22 protein-coding genes and 1 riboswitch are annotated in these 23,461 nt (G+C 58.6%); of the genes, 11 read left to right on the top strand and 11 right to left on the bottom strand.

Features of this window, described 5'->3' with window-relative positions; all coding sequences use genetic code 11:
• Positions 1–739: 739 nt before the first annotated feature.
• The gene (locus IG627_RS05700) at positions 740–1,732 is read left to right on the top strand and encodes a S41 family peptidase (RefSeq protein ID WP_193190887.1); all 993 of its coding nucleotides are present in this window, start codon (positions 740–742) and stop codon (positions 1,730–1,732) included.
• A 551-nt stretch (positions 1,733–2,283) separates the two neighbouring features.
• Positions 2,284–2,607 carry a thioredoxin family protein gene (locus IG627_RS05695; RefSeq protein ID WP_193190885.1) on the top strand — a complete coding sequence of 108 codons (324 nt, stop codon included), beginning with the start codon at positions 2,284–2,286 and terminating at the stop codon, positions 2,605–2,607.
• A gap of 544 nt (positions 2,608–3,151) precedes the next feature.
• Here IG627_RS05695 and IG627_RS05690 read toward each other — a convergent pair.
• The gene (locus tag IG627_RS05690; protein WP_193190883.1) at positions 3,152–3,448 is read right to left on the bottom strand and encodes a hypothetical protein; all 297 of its coding nucleotides are present in this window, start codon (positions 3,446–3,448) and stop codon (positions 3,152–3,154) included.
• A 99-nt stretch (positions 3,449–3,547) separates the two neighbouring features.
• On the opposite strand from IG627_RS05690, the gene IG627_RS21245 reads away from it, so the two are divergent.
• A complete protein-coding gene (locus IG627_RS21245; RefSeq protein WP_193190882.1) occupies positions 3,548–3,745 on the top strand; it encodes a helix-turn-helix domain-containing protein in 198 nt (65 codons plus the stop codon).
• A 510-nt stretch (positions 3,746–4,255) separates the two neighbouring features.
• On the opposite strand, the gene IG627_RS05680 is transcribed toward IG627_RS21245, so the two are convergent.
• Positions 4,256–4,609 carry a winged helix-turn-helix transcriptional regulator gene (locus IG627_RS05680; RefSeq protein ID WP_193190880.1) on the bottom strand — a complete coding sequence of 118 codons (354 nt, stop codon included), beginning with the start codon at positions 4,607–4,609 and terminating at the stop codon, positions 4,256–4,258.
• A 105-nt stretch (positions 4,610–4,714) separates the two neighbouring features.
• Here IG627_RS05680 and IG627_RS05675 point away from each other — a divergent pair, with 105 nt between their 5' ends.
• The 6 genes from IG627_RS05675 to IG627_RS05650 all read left to right on the top strand — a co-directional run bounded on the left by IG627_RS05675 (position 4,715) and on the right by IG627_RS05650 (position 11,264).
• Positions 4,715–5,731 carry a zinc-binding alcohol dehydrogenase family protein gene (locus IG627_RS05675; protein WP_193190878.1) on the top strand — a complete coding sequence of 339 codons (1,017 nt, stop codon included), beginning with the start codon at positions 4,715–4,717 and terminating at the stop codon, positions 5,729–5,731.
• A 388-nt stretch (positions 5,732–6,119) separates the two neighbouring features.
• On the top strand, positions 6,120–6,776 hold the full coding sequence (locus IG627_RS05670; protein ID WP_193190876.1) for a thiol:disulfide interchange protein DsbA/DsbL: 657 nt from the start codon (positions 6,120–6,122) through the stop codon (positions 6,774–6,776).
• A 304-nt stretch (positions 6,777–7,080) separates the two neighbouring features.
• The gene (gene dbpA, locus IG627_RS05665) at positions 7,081–8,484 is read left to right on the top strand and encodes an ATP-dependent RNA helicase DbpA (RefSeq protein ID WP_319024506.1); all 1,404 of its coding nucleotides are present in this window, start codon (positions 7,081–7,083) and stop codon (positions 8,482–8,484) included.
• A 226-nt stretch (positions 8,485–8,710) separates the two neighbouring features.
• Positions 8,711–9,493, top strand: a complete 783-nt coding sequence (locus tag IG627_RS05660) for a hypothetical protein (protein WP_226864760.1) — start codon at positions 8,711–8,713, stop codon at positions 9,491–9,493.
• 298 nt (positions 9,494–9,791) lie between these two features.
• Positions 9,792–10,676: a M15 family metallopeptidase gene (locus IG627_RS05655; protein ID WP_193190872.1), complete on the top strand. Its 885-nt coding sequence runs from the start codon at positions 9,792–9,794 to the stop codon at positions 10,674–10,676.
• A 27-nt stretch (positions 10,677–10,703) separates the two neighbouring features.
• Complete coding sequence (locus IG627_RS05650) at positions 10,704–11,264, top strand: hypothetical protein (protein WP_193190870.1); 561 nt, start codon at positions 10,704–10,706, stop codon at positions 11,262–11,264.
• Between the two features lie 66 nt (positions 11,265–11,330).
• On the opposite strand, the gene IG627_RS05645 is transcribed toward IG627_RS05650, so the two are convergent.
• The 5 genes from IG627_RS05645 to IG627_RS05625 all read right to left on the bottom strand — a co-directional run bounded on the left by IG627_RS05645 (position 11,331) and on the right by IG627_RS05625 (position 16,545).
• The gene (locus IG627_RS05645; RefSeq protein WP_193190868.1) at positions 11,331–12,221 is read right to left on the bottom strand and encodes a choline/ethanolamine kinase family protein; all 891 of its coding nucleotides are present in this window, start codon (positions 12,219–12,221) and stop codon (positions 11,331–11,333) included.
• A complete protein-coding gene (pnuC, locus tag IG627_RS05640) occupies positions 12,218–12,859 on the bottom strand; it encodes a nicotinamide riboside transporter PnuC (protein WP_193190867.1) in 642 nt (213 codons plus the stop codon). Before pnuC ends, IG627_RS05645 begins: the two co-directional genes overlap by 4 nt.
• Positions 12,852–13,115 (bottom strand): YkoF family thiamine/hydroxymethylpyrimidine-binding protein, encoded by a 264-nt coding sequence (locus IG627_RS05635; RefSeq protein WP_193190859.1) that lies wholly within the window; start codon positions 13,113–13,115, stop codon positions 12,852–12,854. Before IG627_RS05635 ends, pnuC begins: the two co-directional genes overlap by 8 nt.
• A gap of 176 nt (positions 13,116–13,291) precedes the next feature.
• Complete coding sequence (locus tag IG627_RS05630) at positions 13,292–15,430, bottom strand: TonB-dependent receptor (RefSeq protein WP_193190857.1); 2,139 nt, start codon at positions 15,428–15,430, stop codon at positions 13,292–13,294.
• A 56-nt stretch (positions 15,431–15,486) separates the two neighbouring features.
• Positions 15,487–15,585, bottom strand: a riboswitch (TPP riboswitch).
• Between the two features lie 54 nt (positions 15,586–15,639).
• On the bottom strand, positions 15,640–16,545 hold the full coding sequence (locus IG627_RS05625) for a LysR substrate-binding domain-containing protein (RefSeq protein ID WP_193190854.1): 906 nt from the start codon (positions 16,543–16,545) through the stop codon (positions 15,640–15,642).
• A 142-nt stretch (positions 16,546–16,687) separates the two neighbouring features.
• Here IG627_RS05625 and IG627_RS05620 point away from each other — a divergent pair, with 142 nt between their 5' ends.
• Together IG627_RS05620 and IG627_RS05615 are read left to right on the top strand one after the other, a co-directional pair.
• A complete protein-coding gene (locus IG627_RS05620; protein ID WP_193190851.1) occupies positions 16,688–17,590 on the top strand; it encodes a pirin family protein in 903 nt (300 codons plus the stop codon).
• Between the two features lie 43 nt (positions 17,591–17,633).
• Positions 17,634–18,191, top strand: a complete 558-nt coding sequence (locus tag IG627_RS05615; protein ID WP_193190848.1) for an NADPH-dependent FMN reductase — start codon at positions 17,634–17,636, stop codon at positions 18,189–18,191.
• 128 nt (positions 18,192–18,319) lie between these two features.
• Here IG627_RS05615 and IG627_RS05610 read toward each other — a convergent pair whose 3' ends face one another.
• From IG627_RS05610 to hslU, 4 genes are all read right to left on the bottom strand, one after another.
• Positions 18,320–19,927, bottom strand: coding sequence for an alkaline phosphatase (locus IG627_RS05610; RefSeq protein WP_193190846.1), 1,608 nt, complete (start codon positions 19,925–19,927; stop codon positions 18,320–18,322).
• Between the two features lie 17 nt (positions 19,928–19,944).
• Entirely contained in the window at positions 19,945–21,480 is a 1,536-nt protein-coding gene (locus IG627_RS05605; RefSeq protein ID WP_193190843.1) for an alkaline phosphatase, read from the bottom strand.
• 131 nt (positions 21,481–21,611) lie between these two features.
• Positions 21,612–21,989 (bottom strand): gamma-butyrobetaine hydroxylase-like domain-containing protein, encoded by a 378-nt coding sequence (locus IG627_RS05600; protein ID WP_193190841.1) that lies wholly within the window; start codon positions 21,987–21,989, stop codon positions 21,612–21,614.
• A 76-nt stretch (positions 21,990–22,065) separates the two neighbouring features.
• On the bottom strand, positions 22,066–23,370 hold the full coding sequence (gene hslU, locus IG627_RS05595; RefSeq protein WP_193190839.1) for an ATP-dependent protease ATPase subunit HslU: 1,305 nt from the start codon (positions 23,368–23,370) through the stop codon (positions 22,066–22,068).
• Positions 23,371–23,461: the final 91 nt, after the last annotated feature.

Here is a 23,461-nt window from a genome sequence, read left to right as displayed (position 1 = left end):
CTGTTCGAGATAAAATCGGGTCGGGGTGGCGTCCCAGCTTGTTAACGGTATCGAGTACCTGGCATGCATCGGACTGCCACCCCGGTAACTAGTTGCCGCTAGCTACGGGCTTCAACCTAACATCGATGAGAGTGGTTTGATATGGATATTGGACCATACAAGGCGCTGCTACGGAAAATTTACTCGCTGGCGCTCCTAAATTTCCGCAGAGCGCGGCGTTATATTTCTTGAGCATGAGTAAAGTCGATCAGACAGAGGTTGCAGAAAGGCTGAAATTTGGGGTCTTATGTAGAGACTTTTCTGGGCGCCTTTGCTACGAGATAAATGATTTTCCTCTCGAAAAATACAATGAGACCAAAAGTTCGCTGGTTAAGAAATTTGGGTTGTTTCCGTTCGGTATCACAATCTACGGATTGGATGAAGTTTTTCAATGCTATATACGTGGGTTGAAGCGGGTAGGTATTGAGTGGGATGTATGGTCTGGGTTTATCGTTGTTGCCAAGAGTAAGCGCGCTGAAAATCTCGTAATTAACATGGCTCGGCACCTTGAAAGTACCATCGAAATATAACAATCACAGGCAGCGAGGCTCCGGCCCTTCGGGCCTCCGCGGGACGGCTTACCTTGTGCACGTTTTGCACGGTCGCTTCGCTCCCATTTTCGCGCAAAACGCGCATAAAGTAAGCGGCCCCTGCCGCGGGCGGTATATGTCTGAGCCAGGCATCACCTATTGAGGGTAAAATGAGAATAGTTTATATAATTTTATCTGTATTGATCACACCCATCGTAAGCGCTCAAGAGCACAAAAGTGATCGGCTGGTAAATCTTATCCAGGAAAAAATAACTAAAAATTATGTGATGGAGGAGAAGGTTCCCGACATCATTAGCTCTCTATCCAGCGTGCAGATGAAAGCTGAGTTCAGTGGCTCTGATGATCCGGCTAAAATTTCTGAAATATTGAGCTCATCTCTACAGCTACATGACAAACATTTCGCCGTAAGGTGGAGTGATCCTGCGCATAAAAATGAGAAAGTTGTATACGAAGGGTGGTTCTCAAAACTTGATAGGAAAAACTCGGGTTTTAAACGAGTTGAAATTTTGGAGGGAAATATTGGTTATATTGATTTTTGGGGTTTCGATAACGTCAATGATAAGTCAAGATCTCGAGCTCAATCAGCTATGCAGTTTGTTTCAGAAACAAATGCGCTTATCTTTGACCTAAGGAATAACGGTGGCGGTAGCGCTGATATGGTTCGTCTTATTAGCAGTTACTTACTTAAAGGTCGCGTACATCTGAATTCTATTTATTGGAAAGAAAGTGATTCTACTACGGAATTTTGGACGTACTCAGACATAGAGAATAGCTCCCAATCTGAAGTTCCTGTTTATGTTTTGACCAGTAAAGATACATTCTCTGCAGCGGAAGAATTCGCATATAATTTAAAAGCGCTTGAACGCGCAACCATCATTGGGGAGACAACCAAAGGTGGTGCAAATCCCTGGAAGTTTTTTGATCTAATTGATAACTATAGGGTATCTATTCCAATAGCAAAAGCTGTTAACCCTATCACCAATGGAAATTGGGAAGGTACTGGCGTTCAGCCTGATATTGTAGCAGGCAGAGATTCCGCCTTCAGTGTTGCATATAAACTAGCACTAGAAAATCTACAGAGTTCTGAAGTTCCTCAAGAACAGTTGAAAGAAATTGAGGAGGCCCTTCAGAGCCTTAATTGAAGTTCGTAGCGGGGTTCACATATAACGGAGTGCTGCGGGGGGACGGCTAACTTTAAGCACATTTTTGTGCAGTCGTTGCGCTCCTATTATTGCGCAAAGAAGTGCATAAAGTCAGCCGCCCCTGAGCGCGGCGTTAGCTTTCGCTGATTAGCGCCGAGATGGATCGAAGCGAAAGAATCGACCTGTCGGCTTCTATGTGCCGTTTGGTTTTCACGAGCTTCAAAAACGTCAAGTTCTTGACGCCCTCGAAGTACACGAACCGACGATGGGCGAACACTGACGGCGCTCTTCATCGCGCATTCCTGCCGATGGTTGGTGCCCCGGAGGAAATCATCCTGTACGGCTATCGAGCCGATTGGAGGGAATGGGAAGGGCTTATTTCCGATGATGTACCGAAGATCCCGGAATGGGCTTCCCTTTTGGACCAGTTCGCAGAAAAGTCTGGTCGCAGGCGTGTCTTGGGTCTTCCAGCACCTGTTATACCGCTTGTATGGTGTATATGAAGCCTACCAAGAATTTAGCATTTTATAACCTATTAACTTGGATAAATTATGACAGTAATTACCAGTACCGATGCTGACTTTCAATCCTTAATCTCCGAAAAGGAAAAAGTAATTGTGAAGTTTTATGCCAGCTGGAGTGGGTCGTGCCGTTTGCTTGCGCCCAAGTATAAGCGCATAAGCAATAGCGACGATTTTAAAAATATTACTTTTTTAGAAGTAAACGCGGAGGAAAACGAAGCGGCTCGAAAGCTTGTTGGGGTAGATAACTTGCCCTTCTTTGCTGCCTTTAATAAAGGGCAATTAGTTGGAAAAGAGAACACGTCGAAGGAAGAAGTAGTAATCGCCTTGCTTCAACGATTAACCAGTCAGTAATGAAAATACGGGTCCCCGTTGTTTTGTGTGGAAACCAGCTAGGCTGAGCTCCACGATTACCTCTTGGGAAGGTATTGCCGGATCAAACCATTGGTGTTCTCGTTGGTGCCGCGTTCTCAGGAGTGGTACGGGGTGCAGAAATAGAATTTCACGCCCCATCGCTGCTCGGTCTTCGCGTAGCCATGAAACCAGTGCCGTTGTCTGCCGTGATCGTCTTTAACATCTCCGGCGCCCGTCCGATCAGCTTGTTGATCCGGAGATTGGTGCTGGCCATTGGTCGAGGCATCAAGAGGGGCATCCCGGGAGGTTTGGTGAAGTGAAAGCTAACAAATCGCTCCAGCCGACGTTTGACCCGCCACCCATTTTTGCTATCGCAAAAACGGGCGTCGCCTCAAACGCGGCTGAGCTCAAGCGTTAGCTTTAAGCCTTACCCACGTCGATCTCAAAGTTGTCGCAGTTTTCAACGAAAAGTTGTGCTCATCAACCTGTCACTCAGCATTGGTATCAGAGGATGGCCGGACAATTAATCGGATCCTAAAAACGGTTAGCTATACCGATTCGATTGGCTCTTTTCCCACGCGGAATAGAACAATTCCTTTAGGTCATCGACCATTTCACTCATTGCCCAGCTGTAGCGCTGGAGCTGCCAGGCATCAACCGAAGTAAACTCTACCTTGGATATTACCTGCACCACACCGGACAGCATTTCCAGCCGATGACAGATGGCTTCTTGCAGTACATCCACTGGTATTTCTGGCTGAAGCTGGAATACAGATCGACTATGATCTCTCCGCTCTTCCAATGCCCTAAAATCGACGGTTGATCTATTATGCTTATCCATAGCGTCAAATCTCTCCCATAGCTTCTCGTTCACATATGAACGGAAGTGTAGCAAGAGAATGTTCACATGTGAACATTCAGGCGTGTTCACATGTGAACCATGAATCTATCAGAGAAGTTAGCGAGAAACCTTAGAGCCCTTCGGGGTCAACAAACGCAGGAGACATTCGCCCGAAAATTGGGTATTAGCAGGGCCACGCTGACCCGCCTGGAGAGCGCTTCCCAAAACACTACTCTGCAGACACTGGATCAGATCACGAAAAGCCTGCGCTGCGACGTGGGCGACTTGTTCAAGTAGACAGAACAGTGAATGCCTGCAAATTGGAGTTTGACGCCAACCGCTTTCTGGGAATCGGGCCTTTGAATTCCACCGATTCGGATTTGCTTTGACTGAATGGCAAGAGCAAGGTGAAATCCTGGAATCCGCCTGAACTGGCATACTCGATACTGGAAAGTTCCGGGGCTCTATTGCCGATGTGAGCTGGTTGGGGCCGGGCTTTTTCGCGTTTAGAAAGAAGACTTTGAAGCTCTGGGAGGATTACTGGAGGTGGCGACTTCTCAATACAGTATCCGCCGCAATGGCAATATAGGTCGTCTGCTTAAGCCGTCGATAGATCTTTCCAGGATTGGCGATAAAGCGCTGTTCCAAACGCCTTAAACTCAACCAAATATGCTGTTTTCAAACGAAGAGTTTAAACAGGCGTACGAGGCAGTAGGATTGACTGGTTTGATTTTTGTCAACTGTACCAAGCCTGGGCAATCGCCACGTCTTTACTCCCGGCTTAAATAGAATAATGAATAATTGGGGTCATTCATTTTTTCTTTTCTCAGGGCGCAACACATTGTCCTCACCCCAGACTTTCAATTGCATGATGATGGGCACCAGGGATTGGCCTTTTTCGGTCAGGCGGTATTCCACTTTCGGCGGCACCTCGGCGTAGACCTTTCGATGCACCAGCCCGTCCTGGTCCAACTCCCTGAGCTGGCGGGTAAGCATGCGCTGGGTGATGTTGGGCATCAACCGGCCCAGTTGGTTGAAGCGCTTCAGGCCATCTGCGAGTTGGTAGAGGATCACCCCTTTCCACTTGCCGCCGATCACTTCCAGCACGGACTCCACGCCGCACTCAGTGGTCGTGTTGCGGAGGCTGATTTTGTCTCTCATGGTATACAAAGTGTGTGTATAGAACAGGACTGTACATACTAACAGCAGAGATCCCGGGCTGATAGGATGGCGCTTCAACCATGAGTCACAGGGAAGGCCAACTCCATGAAAGCCATCGGTTACACCGACAACCTGCCCATCGATCACCCAGAAGCGCTGCTTGAACGGGAACTCCTCACGCCCCACCCCGGTGATTGGGACCTGCTGGTAAACGTGCAGGCTGTTTCCGTCAATCCCGTCGACACCAAGGTGCGCCTGGGTGCTCCGGTGGGGGCGGACGGTTTTCGGGTGCTGGGTTGGGACGCCTGCGGCATCGTCCATTCCACCGGGCCTGAGGTGGATGGATTCCGCCCCGGCGATCGGGTCTGGTACGCCGGCGACTACGGGCGCGCCGGCAGCAATGCCGAACAGCAGCTGGTGGACGCGCGACTGGTGTCGCGGTCGCCGGCGTCCCTGACACCGGCACAGGCCGCGGCTTTGCCGCTGACCAGCCTGACCGCCTGGGAGGCGCTGTTCGAAAGGCTGGGCTACAGCGCCGAGCCGAGCGAGTGGAATCGCGCCAACCCGCTGTTGATCATCAATGGCGCCGGCGGGGTGGGATCGATCGCATTGCAGCTTTGCCGCCTGGCGGGGATTCCCGTAACAGCGACGGCGAGCCGGGCACAGAGCCGGGACTGGTGCCGGCAAATGGGCGCCACTGACGTGATCGACCACGCCGAATTGGCGCAGTGGCCGGAAGCGTCTTTTGCGCGCATTCTGTGCTGTCACGACACCGATCGCTACTTCGACACCATGGCGCGGTTGGTGGCGCCGCAGGGTTTGATCTGTGCCTTGTCCAGTACAAAAGAACCCCACCAATTGCAACCCTTGATGAGCAAAAGCGCCGGCTTTGTGTGGGAATTTATGTTTACCCGCAGCCAGTACCATACCGCTGACATGGGCCGGCAGGGGCAGATTCTAGAGGCTGTCGCCCGCCTGGTGGATGAAGGGCAATTACAATCCACCCTGACGGAAACCGTCACCGGTTTATCGGCCGACAATATTCGGAACATGCACCGCCGACAGGAAGAGGGAGGGCTGATCGGTAAACAAGTGCTGCTGTTGGACGGGCGTGAACGATAAATTGACAGCACTACCACTCGAGCCGAATCGACAACCTCCCCGCGGATCAACTTGGGCCAGTGGTCTGTCCCTCAGTCAGCTTGCGGCTGCTCGGTGCGATTTTCACCGGCGCAACCATCCTGGTGACATCCGTCAGGTCGCCGATGATGCCGGTGAACCTGCTCGCGACACCCAGTACATGCGCGGATGGTGGCAGGAGATTCCGGAGACCAAGGCATTAACCCTGTCGATTAATGTTGTTTTGAAAGGCAATCCTCGATATTCGAGTAGAATATCGAGGATTGAAACATTGGAGTGTGGATTCTTGGCACTTATTTCACTTAATGGGTGAAATACAGGAATATTGCTGTTACACCAATGACTTCCAGGTTAATCAAAGGAGACTTACATGAAGCGTTTATTTGCCCTGTCACTCCTGCTCCTGTTGGGCAATGCATTTACCCAGGCAATGGCTCAGTCGCCAGTGGCAGGAGAGGATTACATCGAAATCCCCAATGGCCGCCCCCTGGCCCCCGCCGAAGGCAAGGTCGTCGTCGAAGAGTTCTTCAACTATATCTGCCCGGCCTGTAACAAGTTCGAGCCGCAATTCCTGGCCTGGTCGAAACAATTGCCAGCCTATGTCAGGGTGGACCATGTGCCGGCCGCCTTCCGCAAGGACTTTACGCCCTACGCCCACGCCTACTATACGGCACAGATTTTCGGTCTGGCCGAGGAGACACACCAGGCGGCCTACGATGCCATCCACATGACGCGGCGGCTTCCGGCCGAGGGACAGATGCCCAACGAGAAAAGGGTCGCCGAATTCTATGCCGACTACGGCGCCGACGCGCAAAAGTTTCTCGCCACTATGCAGAGCTTCAGCGTCAAATCCAAGGTGCGCCGCGCCACCGAGCATATGCAGCGCAGCAAGGTCCGCAGCACGCCCTCTATCCTGATCAACGGCCGCTACCTTGTTCTCGGCAATTCCTTCTCGGAGCGGTTGCGCATAGCGCGCTACCTGATCGAGAAGGAGTATGCCGGTTTGCAGCTGGGTAAGGCCCAGTAGCAATAGCGCTTACTGCCCGCCAAAGCCCCTCTTAAGGGTTCTTCTAAAAAAATCGTCATTCCCGCGAAGGCGGGAATCCAGTAGTCCCGAGGTCACTGGACCCCCGCCTTCGCGGGGGTGACGAAAAGCGAATTTCTAGAGGTGCCCTTAAGAGTGGGCTCTGCGCCTTGGGCGCTCCCGATGTTGAAAGCCTCCGTTTCGATCATATCCACCCACAGGCAACGGGTCTCGGCCGCTTTCCATTAGGAAATCGGCCCGCGCTTGCCTACAATGCCCGGCTATCCCGCCAATTGAGCCCCCCGCTGTGACCAAAGCCAATACCGACCACCCCCGCGATTTCCAGTCGCTGCCGCTGCAGCAGCCCCTGCTGACAAACCTGCAGGACCTGGGCTACGAGCGCCTGACGGAAATCCAGGCCGCCGCACTGCCGGCGATTGTGGCCGGCAGGGATGTGATCGGGCAGGCCAAGACCGGCTCGGGCAAGACAGTGGCCTTTGGGCTGGGACTTTTGCACAAGCTGCAGGTGGAGCGATTCCGGGTACAGGCGCTGGTGCTGTGCCCGACCCGGGAGCTGGCGGACCAGGTGGCGCGGGAGCTGCGCAAGCTGGCGCGGGCCATTCACAATATCAAGATACTGACCCTGTGCGGCGGCATGCCGTTCGGGCCGCAGATAGGCTCGCTCAAGCACGGTGCCCATATCGTGGTGGGCACGCCCGGGCGCATCGAGGATCACCTGCGCAAGGGCAACCTCGACCTGGGCGAGGTGCAGACGCTGGTACTGGACGAGGCCGATCGCATGCTGGATATGGGCTTCCAGGCAGTGCTGGACCAGATTGTCGCGGCGCTGCCGCGGCAGCGGCAGACACTGCTGTTTTCCGCCACCTACCCGAAAACCATCGATGCGCTGGCGGCCCGGGTGCTGCGCGAGCCGGTCAAGGTGGAAGTGGCCGCGGCGCACAGCGAGAGCACCATCGAGCAGAGTTTCTACCTCGTGGAAAACAACGAGCAGCGGCCCGCAGCGCTGCATCAGTTGCTGGCGAGCCACAACGCGGCCTCGGCAGTGGTTTTCTGCAACACCAAGCGGGAAACCGATGAAGCGGCCCAGGCGCTGAAGCGCGCCGGCTTTGCCGCGCTGGCGCTGCACGGCGATATGGAGCAGAAGGATCGCGATCGCACCCTGGCGCTCTTTGCCAACGGCAGCGCCTCCATCCTGGTGGCGACGGACGTGGCCGCGCGCGGGCTGGATATCGAGGAGCTGCCGATGGTGGTGAACTACCACCTGTCCCGCGACCCGGAGGTACATGTGCACCGCATCGGCCGCACCGGGCGGGCCGGGCAGAAGGGCGTGGCGCTGACGCTGGTCAGCAAGAAGGAGATCTACAAGCTGGAGCGTCTTGAGGAACTGCTGCAGCAGCCGCTGAGGCTGCAGGAGCTACCGCCCCTGCCGAAAGGCTTTGCGCCGGCCCGACCTGTGATGACCACCCTGCAGATCGACGGCGGCAAGAAACAGAAGGTGCGCGCCGGCGATATTGTCGGCGCCCTGACCGGCGACGGCGGTATCGGCGCTACCCAGATCGGCAAGATCCAGGTTTTCGACTTCTCCACCTTTGTCGCGGTGGAGCGACCCCTTGCCAAAAAAGCCCTGGGCAAACTGGCCACGGGCAAGGTCAAGGGACGCAAGTTCCGCGCGCGGATTGTGGGTGTCTGAGTCGCCTGCGCGTCCGTATCACTACGCAATATGCGTTGGCATTTTTAGCTTTATCCGATATCTGATGCAGCCGCAATCCTGTCGCCAAATAATACCAATAAGCGCGTTTCTATAATTCCACTCTGACCCGAATTATTATTTCCGGTCGAAACTGTCAAAGCCACACAATCACCGATAATATTGTCAGCGCTTCCGAAGCCGCGCCCTTTTAAATGCGTACCAACTGTTGCCTATCGCGACGCTGCTATTCGGAGCACTTCTGTCATGGAGACAACAGCGCGAAGGGAACCCTTTGAAAACTGCATATACGATTGTGATCGGCCTGGGGGGCGGCGATGAGTCCGAAGTCATCGAGTCAATGGTGGGCCTGTTTTTAGGGAAAATTCACGGTGAAGGCGGGCCGATATTCATTGATCCGACCGGATTCCCGTCCAGCAGTAACTGGCAAAATTATATTGCCACGAAACACGCACTCGATAAGCAGGATATTGAATCCATCGAGAGCGACGATGTGGGTATCTATATTGTTTCCCACGGTTCCGGCAATAATGTCGGGGGCCTGTGCGCCGCGGACCTGGCGGCGCTGATCCTGGAGCTCGGGTTCAGGGCCGTTCGCAAAATCTGCCTGGTCGCCTGCAACGTGGGCAACAGCCTGAAAGCCACGGCAGAGGATGACATCCAGACCGGTATCAACCAGAGCTATATCGGCAGCCTCTGCCAGGCTCTGCACCCGTTGACGCCGATGGTGGCGGGCTACGCGGGATTCGTGACGGTTGCCCACCCGAAGTATCCGGGCCGGATCGGTGTTCCGGCCCCGGGCGGAGGCTGGCAACTGAAGAGGGGTTACGGCGCCCAGGCCCCCGGCAGAAAGTTAATCAAAAACCCCGGTAAGCGCGGACGCATTACCGTAATGACACCGGAGGTCAGGCAGAAGCTGAAGGTCATTGCGCAGTCTCCAGACGGACAAACTGTGAATCTGGTTGGCTGGGATCAGTGGCATGACTTTTAAGCGCTCAGGATTTTCATAGTTTTGAAATGCGACTTTCGCCACGATATGTACGCGTATTTGAGGCTGGTTGTATCTTCGCGCATATCGCCACAGGGTACCCATACAGTTGTGCTTGAATGCCCTCCAAATACTTGCTAACCGAATTTTTTATATTATCTTTGCGGGACTTTACCAACCAATTACACGGGTTGTCTCCCTTATAATCCATAGCGCTGGTAGACAGTAATACTTTATTTGCGGGAATTGGACCTGTTCTCATTAATCTGGAACCTATCTGAATCAAAGGGAAGGAATTGAAATGATCAGCAGCAGTGTGGGATTGGGCGGTGCGAACCAGAGGGAAGTTGTGATCTACGTGCAGAAACTGCTTAACCGGTATATCGACTCCAGGGCGATCTATGTTTTGCGGTTTCTCAAGGTAGACGGACGCTGCGGCCCGCAAACCATCGGCTGCATCAAGGAGTTCCAGAGCCATATAGTCGGCCTTGCACATCCCGATGGACGTATCGATTCCAATGGCAGAACAATAAAGGCATTGGAGAATTACGCATCGCCACAGAAGCAGCGGGTCTACGAGTTCAGCCTCGGGATCTTCCCGGCGCTTTCGTTTACCGACCGGGCGAGTGCAACCTCGCCGAAAAAGGCATCCGCAAATACTGTGGCCGCGGTTACCGATGATCCCAGAAAGCTGATGACTCGCGCAGCGGTTGCCGAGGCCTATGGTGCCATTTCTGCCGACAAGGTCTGGGCGAAGAAAAGCACCTACCTGAAGATGTATAAAATTCCGGAGTCGATCACCAAAGACAAAAGTTATGCCTGGGTCAATGTGTATGATCCCAAGAAGCGCAATGTCAGCAAAATCTGGTGTCACAAGTCGATGCACCCCTTCCTCGACACATCGCTTAAAAATCTGCAAAAGCAGGGATTGCTGGGCGATTTGAAGGAGTTTGGCGGCTCTCACAATATCCGCTCGACGCGGGGCAGTACAAATTGGTCTTCGCACTCCTGGGCACTGGCCATCGACATCAATATGACCGGCAATGGCCTGGGGCAGAAACCGAAGATGTCGAAAGAGTTTGTGAAGTGTTTTACCGATGCCGGTTTCTTCTGGGGCGGCAACTACTCCAGGAAAGACGGTATGCATTTTACTATCGCGGGCTTTGACAAGCCGGCGTCTTCTTGACGGTAGATGGAAGTTATTGGAGTAGAGATGAAAATCATACTGAAGACCCTGCTGCTACTGGCGAGTTTCTCTGTTACTGCCTGCGATAGCGAAGCCAGTGACAGCGTCCCTGCACATGGGCTGCAAACGTCCTATACGCGCATCGATTCCTGCAGGGAAACCGTGGACAACGCCAACGCGGCCTTTTCCCTCCTGGACTGCGGCAAGGTGGGCGAGCACCAGGTGCATATAACCGTGCAATCGCCCACCGTATTCACGGTGCGTCTCAAGGACGATGGCACCGAGGCTATGTCGGAGTTTGAGGAATTGAGCGGTGACCTGCCGCTGGAGACGGGGCCGGCGATCGAGTGGTACAGCGAAGGTGAAAATCTGCGCTTTATGGTGTTCCGCCTCCGCTGGGGTACGGACGAGGCGCCGTTTCAAATGGATGAGCGCCTGGTCATCAGCCTCGTATCGGCAGACCGCATATGTCCACTGGCAACGGTGGGAGTAAAATCCAATCGGAATGCCAACGAGAAGGCGCGCCAGTTGATCCAGAACCAGCTTCTGGCGACTTCCGAATGCCCTAAAGACGTATTGTCAATTTAAGTTCGCACCTGCACCGCGCCGGCTCTTCAGAACCCGTTTTGGGCTGCCGGCCGGCTCGGCGCCACGCTATACGGTAGCGGAGCTCAGTGTAGATAAATCGCGGATCCTCTGGCTGATTTCCGCACCGATACGGGGTTCGGTCATGGCCCCGCTGCACCACTGTACCGCATACCAGAGCACCGCCAGGTATCCGTAGATCACCCGGCAATGATCCAGCCGCTTCCAGTGGCCCGGGGTCACCGGGAGGCCCAGGTATTCCGTGAGCAGTAAATTCTGTTGCCCTTCATTCAGCCCGTACTCTTCGACAATTACCGCCAGATCATAGAATGGATCGCCCATGGCGGCGTACTCCCAGTCTATGGCGTACAGGTTTCCATCGTCGGCGACAATCAGGTTTGCCTTCAGTAGATCGTTGTGACAGAGGCAGTGGCCGTCGCCCAGGGCTCCGGCCGCAGCAATGTGCTGCGGGATTTCCTGTCGCAGCGCATGCAGCGCCGGATAGAGCGCCGTGCTCCTGTCGATTGAGCGCCAGTAGCTGGCTGCCTTGGCTTCGATATCCAGCTGGGTATCGATGGCCGGCAGCGTGTGGATATTGCGCAGAAGCTGCGCCAGTTGTCGCAGGGCCCCGGGCCGCTCGCTGTGCCAGGAGCCGCCCTCGATATAGCGGGTTACCAGATATCGGTGGTCAGGGTCGCAGTAAACCAGCGGCGCGCAGAGGCCGCCCCTGTCGGCGCGCAGCAGGGCTTCGTGTTCGGCGGTGCGATTGAGATCCAATGAGGCGCTGATGGCGGAGTTTCTGCGTATTACCAGCCGCTCGCCATCCGCCACCAGCAGATAGCTTTTGTTGGTCAGCCCGCCGGTCAGCGGCCTGAGCACCGAGGGTTTGGTGGCGCTCCAGCGCTGCCAGTCGGGCGGGACTATATCGGCTGGGGCTGGATCCGGCGGCGCTGCGCTCATGCGGGTACCGCTGCGCCTTCGCTCGCCGCTGTCTCCCTCCTGTAGATGGCCCACCACTGGAAGAAGCCCACGATCACGATAATCACATAGAGCACAAACAGCAGCGCGGTCAGGTAGAGGCCGCGGTCGAGGTACAGATAGATGGAGACACCGTCGACCACAATCCAGTAGAGCCAGTTCTCCAGCACCTTGCGCGTCACCATATAGGTGGTGACCACGGCCCCCCAGGTGGTGAAGGAATCCAGGTAGGGCAGGGCGGCATCGGTGTTGGTATCCAGCACGTAGCCAAAAAGCGCAGTTAATACGCCGACGCCGGCAAAAACAATGAGGTGAGTGCGCAGTGGCCAGCGGTGGATATGCAGGTCGCGCTGTCTGTCGCGGTGATGCCGCCACTGCCACCAGCCATAGACGGCCATCAGCAGGTAGAACACCTGCAGCGCGGATTCCATCACCAGGCTGACATCCCAGAAGAGGAACAGGTAGATGGCAGTGCTGGCAAAGGCCGCGTACCAGCAGAGGATTTTCTCCCGCATCGCCAGCAGCAGGTAGGCCAGGGCGAGCACGACCGCAATGATTTCCCAGCCCGACATGGCGGCGAGGGACGCGCTTACCGCACTGGAAAATTCGTTGTTAAACATCGCCAGCTTCCGGGGCCAGGTCGCCGTCGATAAATTTGCACACGAAAATGGCGCGGCCGTGTTGTTCGTAAGACTCGCGCATTTCCTGTTTCAATACGTCCATCAGCAGGTCGTAGTCGCCGAATATCTGTGTGCTCATGGTGTTGGTGATTACCCGCAAACCAGGGTGGCTGTTGAGACGGTCGATAAAGTCCTGGATACTGGGGATGTACTCGTCTTTGAGCGGGTACATGCTGATTTCTACGGAGAGTTTCATTGGTGTTCTTCCTGGGCACATTCTTTCAAAAAGACTCTGAATATCGTCATTCCGGCGAAGGCCGGAATCCATTGCCGGACCGGAGCCTCCTGGATTCCGGCCTTCGCCGGAATGACAGATTGGGTTTATTTAGAGTTCCTCGATAAATTCGCGCGGTGCCGGGCCGCCGCAAACAGTTAGAAAGTGTAGCTTCCGCTGATACCCGCTACGCGCGGTTCGCCGTACTGGTAGTAGGCTTCCGGGGCATAGAAATTCTCCGGGTTGTTGCCGAACTGGTTGCTGAAGTAAAAGCCGCGGGTGGTGATGTCCTCGTCGGTCAGGTTCCTGCCCCAGAGGGCGACTTCCCAGTTATCGCCCAGGTAGGTCAGGCGGGCGTTCAGCAGTTCGTAGGCCTGCGACTTCTCGTCGTGGCTGTTGGAGAAATAGAAGTCGTCCTTGCCCTCCACTTCCAGGCGCAGTATCAGTTCGGGCAGCAGGGAAATTTCGGTACCGGTGAAGAACTGGTAGTTGGGCGCGTGGGCCAGGTCGCGGCCATCGAAGTCCACCGGTGCCAGGGCAAGGCCGTTGCCATCGTCGCGGGCGTCGACGTGGGATGTGCTGACGAAATCCACAAATTCCGCATTCAACCAGCCGGCGGCGGCGAAGAAGCGCAGGCTATCGCTGGCGAGGTAATTCAGCTCGACTTCGAGACCGGTGGTCTCGCCGCCGGCGGCATTGGTGAGAAAGTCGTCGAAGGAAAAATCGTTCGGGTCGAATACCGACTGCTTGGCCTGCACATCGCTGCGATCCTGGTAGAAGGCCGCCAGCTGCGCCTGCAGTCGGTTTTCCAGCCAGGCGCCCTTGAGGCCCACTTCGTAGTTGAGCAGCTGCTCGGTATCGAATTCGAACTGGTCGCTGCCGATATTCGGGTTGCTGGCGGAAGCGGCGATGATGCTGCCGTTGACGCCACCGGCCTTGTAGCCGCGGGACAGGGTGGCGTAGAGCAGGGTGTTGTCGCTGTGGCTGTATTCCAGGGTGACATTGCCGCCCCAGAGGTCTTCGTTCTTGCTGGAAGCCACCGCCAGGGAATCGGCGTAGTCGGCATCGCGCTGCTCAAACCTGAGACTGGTGACCAGGGCAAAGGCGTCGCCGAGTCGAGTGCGCAGCTGGCCGTAGACGGCGGTGTTCTGCGTATCGAACTCGCTGGTAAAGCTCTGGTTGCGCTCGAGGCTCTCGCTCTCATCGCGGAAATAGACACCGGCCACCCAGCTGCCGAGGCCATTGAACAGGGCGGAGGCGTCGGTGGACAGGATGCGCAGGTCGGCGCTGAGGTTGTCCCTGTCGCGCAGGTAGTTGTCGGTGGAGCTGTATTCCCAGGGGTGGAAGCCGACATGGGTCCAGTCCTCGTCGTAGCCGTACTCGGTGTCCGAGCTGGCCGCGCTGAGGGTGCTTTCCAGGGTGAAGAGATCGCTGCCGCTCCACAGGCCTTTTACCGCGCCGGCCAGGGTTTCCTGCCGGTCCCAGCCGGGCTGGTCGGACAATGTCTCGCGGGTATTGTAGAGCGAGAAGGCGTCGTAGCCGTTGTCGACATCGATATAGAGGGCGGTGAAATCCAGCTGCAGGTCTTCGCTGGCGCTATAGCGCAGTTTGCCGCGCGCAATCGACTCGTCGATATTGTTGGTGTCGCTGCGACCCAGGTATTCGTTGTCGATAGTGCCGTCGGACTGCTGTTTGCGCGCGGCGAGTCGGTAGCCCAGCTTGTCGGTCAGGGCGCCGCTGCCGACCGCAGATAATGTGCGACCGTTGTACTGCGCCGCTTCCGCGGACACCCTGGCCATGGGTTCGGCAGTGGGCGCGGCGCTGCTCATGCTGATCAGGCCGGCCAGGGCATTGGCGCCGTAGAGGGTGCCCTGGGGACCGCGCAGTATTTCCACCTGCTCGATATCCAGGGTACTGGCGGCCAGGCCCAGACCGGTGAAGTCGATGCCGTCGATCAGCAGGCCGACGGACGGATTGACCGGGTCGATAAACTGGCTGCGTTCGCCGATACCGCGGATCTGCACGAAGCGGCCGCGGGAGGCGCCGGCGGCAAAGTTGACGTTGGGGGCCATACCCAGCAGCTGCTCAAGGTTTGCGGCACCGCGGGCTTCGATCGCGGCCTCACCCAGCACGCTGACGCTGCCGGGCAGGTCGAGCTGCTCTATGGCGCGCAGCTGGCTGGTGACTATGACCTCTTCCAGCCCATTGCTGTCTTGTGCTGCGACTTGAGCTGTCGTCAGGCAGCCGGCGAGGAAAATTGACTGCGCAAGCGGATTTATTCTGGTTGGAAAATTCATGGTTCTCTCTCAGGAAAAGCTGAAGTGAAAGAGACCCGGGATGCGACGGAGGAGAGCTTTTAGGGACTACCTATTCCTACGCCGGTATTAACCGGATCAGGTTCAAGGGTTTGCTCACGGAGCATCTCAGGCAGAAGCCACCCCTTAGGTTTTGCGGGCAGGATAATAGCAGAAGTTCTCTGTGGACGTCATCGAACGGCGGCCGGCGCTTACTCCCCGACAGCCGCGGGAAATTCCCGCCCCAGGAAATCGGCCAGGGCCCTGACCGCCGGGGCCAGGCCCTTGCGGGAGGGCATCAGCAGGCTGATATCGGCGCTATTGGCGATCCAGTCGGGCAGCACGCGGATCAGCTGGCCGCTTTTTATTTCCTCGCGGCAGCAGTAGGACGGCAGGGCGACGATACCCAGGCCGTCGGATGCGGCCTGCTTCAGCGTATTCATATCGTCGCTGCAGAGTTGCGGTGAAAACGGCACTGTCGCCGTCAGCCCGGCGCTGTTCTGCAGTGACCAGAGCCCGGCGGCGGGTCGCCAGCCCACCTTCAGGCCCCGGTGGCGGCACAGGTCCTCCGGCTGTGCCGGCGCCCCACAGCCCTCGATATAGGCGGGCCCGGCAAACAGATGCCACTGGACCCTGGCCAGGGGTTTCTGGATCAGGCTGGAATCCGGCAGCGGCGCCATATGGCCGCGCAGGGCCAGATCCACACCTTCGCCAATCAGGTCGACGGACGCATTGGTGACCTGCTGCTGCACAGTGACATTCGGGTTTTCGAGCAGGAATCGCGACAGCAACTGCCTGAGGGCGAAATGGGCCATGCCCACGGAGCAGCTGATTCTGACCTGGCCGGAAATCTGGTTTCGCTGCCTGTCCACCGCGGCCTCCGCGGCCTCCATCTCGTCCACGACATTTCGCGCGTAGCGATAAAACTCATCGCCGATATCGGTGACGGTAAATTGTCTCGATGTACGCTGGATCAGGCGCGTCTGCAGCCGCTCCTCGAGCTGGCGGATATGCCGGCTGAGGCGGGACTTGGGCATATCGAGCGCCTTGGCCGCGGCCGAGAAGCCGCGCTTCTCCACTACGTGCACAAAGTAGAAGTAGTCATTCAAGTCGATCATCGCCTCGCTCCCTGTCCCGGCCACTGCAGGTCAATCGTTCCATATTTAGAACATTAAGTCGATTTTTTGCCACTTCTCTCGCAGATCGTTCCGTTTGTATTCTTGAAACACCTTGAGGCAACAGAGAAGCGGGAGCCTGGCCATGACAGGAACAGAATTGCGGGAACGGCGGGATACAACGGAAACAGCCGCCACCCATTTCGATATCACCGATGCGGTGCGGGGGGAGTCGCTGGCGATTGGCAGTGGTTTCCGGGCCCTCAGCTTTAGGGAGCGCCACTTCGCCGGGCTGATGGATCCGCTGATCATGGTGGATCACTACACCATGACAGAGCCGACTTTCGGCGCCCACCCCCACGCGGGCATTGCCGCGGTGTCGCTGCTGTTCGAGAACAGCAGCGGTCGCTTCAACAACCGCGATTCCCTCGGCAATGATCTCGACCTGCAGCCCGGCGACCTCTACTGGCTGAACGCCGGCCGCGGTGCCCTGCACGACGAGGCGCCGAAGGAGGGCGCGCGTATCGAAGGGCTGCAGGTGTTCGTCAACCTGCCGGCGCGACTGAAACGCGAGCCGCCTTCCGCGCTCCACGTGAAGGCGCAATCCATTCCCGTTGTCGAGGGGCCGGGGGTGCGGGTGCGCGTGGTGCTGGGGGAGAGCGGCGGTGTCAGCGGCGCCCGCTCGCCCGCGCTGCCGCTCACCATCCTGGATGGCCAACTGGCTGCGGGGGCGCGCTACACCCACGCGCTGCCGGCGCAACACAGTGCCTGGCTCTACGCCGTCGCCGGCGACCTGCAGATATCCACCGGCGACCGCGCAATCCACTTGCCCGCCGGTCGCGCGGTGGCGATCAGAAACCTCTCTGCAGGCAGCGCCCTGCCGCTGGATCTCGCCAATATGGCGGCGGATGCCGGGCATTTTGCCCTGTTTTCCGGATCGCCGATCGGCGAGTACTTCGTCCAGCAGGGGCCATTCGTGATGAGTTCCGACGAGGAGTTGCAGCAGGTGCAGGCGGACTACGCCGCCGGGCGCCTGGGCAGCCTGTAACAGATTCACTGAATCGATCGAAATTTTATTGAGGAGAATTGCAATGAAAGTACTGGCAATTGCCGCGACCAACAGCCGCAAATCCATCAACAAGGCGCTGCTTGGCTACGCGGCCAAACTGCTTGAAGAGACGGCGGAAGTCGAGGTGCTGGATATCAACGACTTCCCGCTGCCGATCTACAGCGCGGACCTGGAGGAGGAAGAGGGCATTCCGGAGCCTGCACAGCGATTCCTGGCCAGGATCGCCCGGGCCAATGCCCTGCTGATCTCCTACGCGGAGCACAACGGGGGCCACGCCGTCGCCTACAAAAACCTGTTCGACTGGGCGTCGCGCCACAATCGCAATGTCTATCAGGGCAGGCCGATCGTGATGCTGGCGACTTCCCCGGGTCCCGGGGGCGCGAGCAGTGTGCTGTCCGCGTCGGTGAACTCGGCCCATTTCTTTGACGGCGACGTAGTCGCGTCCCTGTCCGTGCCGAGCTTTTACGACAACTTCGATATGGACAGGGCGGAGATCTCCAATGCGTCGATACGCCGCCAACTGATCGAGACACTGGAACCGCTCGCGAAAACCGGGAGGGTTTTAGCGACGGCGGTCTAATCGCGGCTTGAATCCCAACAGAAAAAAGCCCCGGCAGTGGTCACCACTGCCAGCAAACACAAAAAAACACGCCCCCCCGGCGGCGCCCCCCCCTCGGTGAGGCTTTTTATTGCGTTCAGGCGACCGGGTTATTCGCCCAGAAGGCCACCGGCGCGGGCCATGACGTGGAACAGGTAACTCTGCTCGTTGGTGCCACTGACCAGGTGCGCACCCGGACCGCGGGCCCAGACGCCGACGTCTTCACCGGCATGGGACTCGGAGGCCAGGGGTACCAGTGCCTCCTGGTGGTAGCCGGACGCGGTGGTATCGACGTGGCTCAGGTCCTGGCGGCCGGCGTCGATATCGTGCTCATAGCGCTCGTCCGCATCCGTCTCCTCGCCGAAATCGGCGTAGCCGAAGCCGTTGCCGTAGCTGATGGTGGTGTAGGGCAGGCCGTCACCGGCCAGGCTCGGGGCCGTTTCCGGCTGGCCGCTGCCGTCGTTGGTCACCACCTTGCCGAGAATCGGGTTGCCGCGGGTCGGGTAGCCAGCGATGGTCATCACGTGGCTGTGGTCCGCGGTGACGATGATCAGGGTATCCTCGGGATTGGTGTTGTCCATCGCCACCTGCACCGCCCTGGCGAACTCCACCGCGTCGGTGAGCGCGTTGTAGGCGCTGCCCGCGTGGTGGCCGTGGTCGATGCGGCCGGACTCGACCATCAGGAAATATCCCTTGTCATTCTTGCCCAGCAGTTCCAGGCCCTTGGCGGTCATCTCGGACAGGGACGGTTCGCCGGCGACGTCGTTGCCGCGGTCCGCCTCATACTGCATGTGCGACGCGTTGAACAGGCCCAGCAGCTTGTCGGTGGCGGCCACGTCGACACCGGCGAAGCCGGCCCGATCCTCGATGTAGGCGGCATTGGTGATACCGTCGTTGTAGCGCTCCTGCCACTCGTCCACCAGGTTGCGGCCGTCCGCGCGCTTGCCCGCCACGCCCTCGAGGTCGGTAACCGTGTCGGGCAGGAAGTTGCGGCGGGCGCCGCCGAGTACCAGGTCGATGCCGTCGCCGGCCGCCAGCTGCACCAGCTGTGTGGCGATATCCACACAGCCCGCCGGGGCGGCGTATTCCCAGTCGCGCTCCGGTACCTTGGCGTAGGTGGCGCCCGGGGTGGCGTGGGTGACGCGCGCGGTGCTGATGATACCGGTGCTCTTGTCGAGCCCCTCGGCCAGCTCCAGCGCAGTGGTCAGCGGCCGCTCCAGGCTGGCGGCGCAGTCGCCGCGGGCCACGTCCTCGGCCACGCTGAGTACGCCGGCCTTGGTCTTGACGCCGGTCACCATGGCGGTGGCGGTACCGGCGGAGTCGGGCGTCTGCTGGTTGGTGTTGTAAGTCTTCACCAGGCCGGCGAAGGGCATCTTCTCGAAGCTGAGCTGGTATTCCTCTCCGCTCAGGCCCTGCTGCTGGCCGGCCAGGATGCGTGCGGCGGTGACGGTGGAGATACCCATGCCGTCGCCGACAAACAGGATGATGTTCTTGGCCGCGCCGGGGGTGTTGTCGATCACCTGGTCGCGCGCGCGGTCCACGGCCTGCTCGCCGCTCACGAACCAGCTGCTGTCGCGCTGGGCCTGCGACAGGCCCAGCACCTGTTGCTGCGGTTCCGGCAGCAGGGCCAGGTCATCGGAGCCGGAATTGTCGTCACTGCAACCCGCGGCCAGCGCGGCGATGGAAAAGGCCAGGGCCAGTTTATTGAATGGTTTCATCGTCAATTACCCCCAAATTATTCCGCGGTCACCGACAGGCCGGTTGCGCCGACCATCAGGTGAAAAACGGCGCTCTGTTCCAGAGTGCCCTGTACCAGCCGGCTACCGGCGCCGGTGGCGTGCAGGCTGATGTCCTCGCCGGCGTGGCTCTCGGAGCCCAGCGGCACCAGCGCCTCCTGGTGGAAACCCGGCGCCGCTGTGTCCACGGCGCTCAGGTCCACACGCCCGGTGTCGGCGGCCAGGTTGTAGCGCAGGTCCGCATCCGTCTCGTCTCCCCGGTCGGCATAGCCGAGGCCGTTGGCGTAGGAAAGCGTCGTGTAGGGCAGGCCGTCCGCCGCCGCACCGGCCTCTGCCTGCGGCGCACCGCTGGCATCGTTGGTGATCATCTTGCCGAGAATCGGATTGCCCCGGGTCGGGTAGCCGGCGATGGTCAGTACGTGGCTGTGGTCGGCGGTCACCAGGATGAGCGTCTCCTTCAGATCCACTTTCTCCGTCGCGGCCCGTACCGCATCGGAGAAGGCGATGGCATCGTGCAGCGCGCTGTAGGCGTTGCCAGCGTGGTGGCCGTGGTCGATGCGGCCGGATTCAACCATCAGGAAATAGCCGTCGTCGTTCTTCTGCAGCAGGTCGATGGCCGCAGTGGTCATCTCGGCGATACTGGGCTCATCGGCGCCTTTTGCCACCCGGTCGGCATCGTAACTCATATGGCTGCTGGTGAAGAGTCCCAGCAGCTTGTCGGTGGAAGCCGGGTCCAGAGCCGCCAGCTCGGCGCCGCTCTGCAGGTACACGCCCTGCTGCCCGCCGTCGTAGCGCTGCAGCCTTTCGGCGGTCAGGCCGCGGCCGTCTTCGCGCTTCCCGCCGTCGTCCGCAGTAATGAAGTTGCGGCGGCCGCCGCCGAGGATCACATCCAGGCCATCGCCGACTTCGAGTTCGACCAGTTGCGCGGCGATATCGGTGCAGTCGCCATCGGCGCTGTATTCCCAGTCCCGCTCCGGGCTGCGCGCATAGGTGGCGGCCGGGGTAGCGTGGGTGATGCGCGCGGTGGAGACGATGCCGGTGGATCTGCCGCGGCTCTCCATCAGCTCGAGAAAGGTGTTCAGCTCCCTGCCCTGGCTGCCCGCGCAGTCGGCGCGCAGGGCCTCCTCGTCGACATTGATCACCCCGGCCCTGGTTTTCACCCCAGTCATCATCGCAGTCATGGTGCCGGCGGAATCCGAGGTCTGCTGGTTGGTGTTGTAGGTCTTGATCAGGGCGCTGTGGGGAAACTCCTCGAAGGAGAGGGCATTTTCCTCACCGTCCTCGCCGCGCAGCTGGCCCTCGAGGATGCGCGCGGCGGTCAGGGTGGAGATGCCCATGCCGTCGCCGACGAACAGGATTACATTCTTCGCGGTGACGTCGCTGCGGGATTCCGCGGCCCGGGATTCGACCCGGCTGGCGCCGTCGGTAAACCAGTCGCTGTTGCTCTGGTAGTCCGGCAGGTCGGCAGCCTGCGCTGCGGGGATCAGGGGGAAAAGACAGGACGCAGCGAGTGCGCGGGCAAATCGCTTTGCCATGGAGAGCCTCCGGTACTCATGGATTTGGCCCGCATTAGAGTCCGGAATTATGACGGGGGAATTACGCGCCTGTTAAATTATTCAGGGCAGGATGATTTTTATTTCTCCGATTATTTTCGGTTATCGATTTCTCAGCCGATGATTTTTACCGCGCTCTCGTCCGGGTCGCGGCCCTTTCCCGCAGAACGCAGGCGCTGCAGGTATGCCTCCCAGTTGTCCGCGCGGTTTTCTCCCAGTTCGCGCAGATAGCTCCACGTGTAAATACCGCTGTCGTGGCCGTCGTCGAAGGTGATTTTCAGCGCGTAGCGGCCGGCGGCCTCGACCTTGTCGATACCCACGTGCAGTTTGCCGCTGACCAGCACCGGTTCACTGGCGCCGTGGCCGCGCACCTCGGCGCTGGGGGAGAAGACGCGCAGGTATTCGGCCGGCAGCTGGTATTCGGCATCGGCGAATGCGACTTGCAGAGTTTTCTCGGCACGGTTTAGGCGGATTTTTTTTGGGGCTTTCATAGTTATCTGTTGTCGGGGCCACTTTCGCCCCCTCCCCCGCAAGCGGGAGAGGGGCGCTTTTCTTACGGGATCCGGATTACAGGATAAAGCGAGACAGGTCTTCGTCCTGGCTCAGTTCGCCCAGGTGGTTGTCCACATATTCGGCGTCGATGGTAATCGTCTTGCCGCCGTCGGCGTCGAAGGAGATTTCCTCCAGCAGTCTCTCCAGCACTGTGTGCAGGCGACGCGCGCCGATATTTTCGGTGCGCTCGTTCACGTCGAATGCCACTTCGGCGATGCGGCGAATGCCGTCCTCGGAGAATTCCAGCTGTGTGCCCTCGGTGGCGAGCAGCGCTTTCTGCTGTTCGGTCAGGGACGCGGATGGCTCTGTGAGTATGCGCTGGAAGTCACCGGAGGTGAGCGAACTCAGCTCCACGCGAATCGGCAGGCGCCCCTGCAGTTCCGGGATCAGGTCCGACGGCTTGGACAGGTGGAAGGCGCCCGAAGCGATAAACAGGATATGGTCGGTCTTGATCATGCCGTACTTGGTGGTGATGGTGCTGCCCTCGATCAGCGGCAGCAGGTCGCGCTGCACGCCCTCGCGGGACACGTCGGCACCGCCGCTCTCCTGGCGCTTGGCCACCTTGTCGATCTCGTCGAGGAAGACAATGCCGTTCTGCTCCGCGGACTGGATGGCGCGAGTCTTGATTTCCTCGTCGTTGACCAGCTTGGCCGCCTCCTCATCGGTGAGCTGTTTCAGGGCCTGCTTGACCGTGAGCTTGCGCTTCTTGGTCTTGCCCTGGGCCATATTGGAGAACATGCCCTGCAGCTGGTTGGTCATTTCCTCCATGCCGGGGGGCGCCATGATTTCCACCCCCATGGGCGATACGGCCATGTCTAACTCGATTTCCTTGTCGTCCAGCTGGCCCTCGCGCAGCTTCTTGCGGAACAGCTGCCGGGTGCCGGAATCCTTGTCGCCGGGCTCGGTGGAGCGGGCCGGGGGCAGCAGGGCGTCGAGGATACGCTCCTCGGCGGCGTCCATTGCGCGCTGCTCTACGCCGGACATGGCCTTTTCGCGTTCCAGCTTCACCGCCATTTCCACCAGGTCACGCACTATGGATTCGACGTCGCGGCCGACATAGCCCACTTCGGTGAACTTGGTCGCCTCCACCTTGATAAAGGGGGCGCCGGCGAGCTTGGCCAGGCGGCGGGCGATCTCGGTCTTGCCGACACCGGTGGGGCCGATCATCAGGATATTTTTCGGGGTGATCTCCGCGCGCAGCTCCTCGCTCACCTGCATGCGCCGCCAGCGGTTGCGCAGCGCAATGGCCACGGCGCGCTTGGCGTCCTGCTGGCCAACGATATGGCGGTCGAGTTCGTGGACGTTTTCGGGGGGGGTCATTGGGGATCCGGACATGGAAATTCCCGGTCCAAATTCTCTTGGTACCCCCCCCGCTCCACTAAGCTGGTGCGGTGGCGGCGACGCACCGGGG

This window comes from Microbulbifer taiwanensis, assembly GCF_014904815.1.
GTDB lineage: Bacteria > Pseudomonadota > Gammaproteobacteria > Pseudomonadales > Cellvibrionaceae > Microbulbifer > Microbulbifer taiwanensis.
The sequence above is the reverse complement of the archived record's forward strand: the minus strand, read 5'-3'. Positions and strand labels throughout refer to the sequence as shown.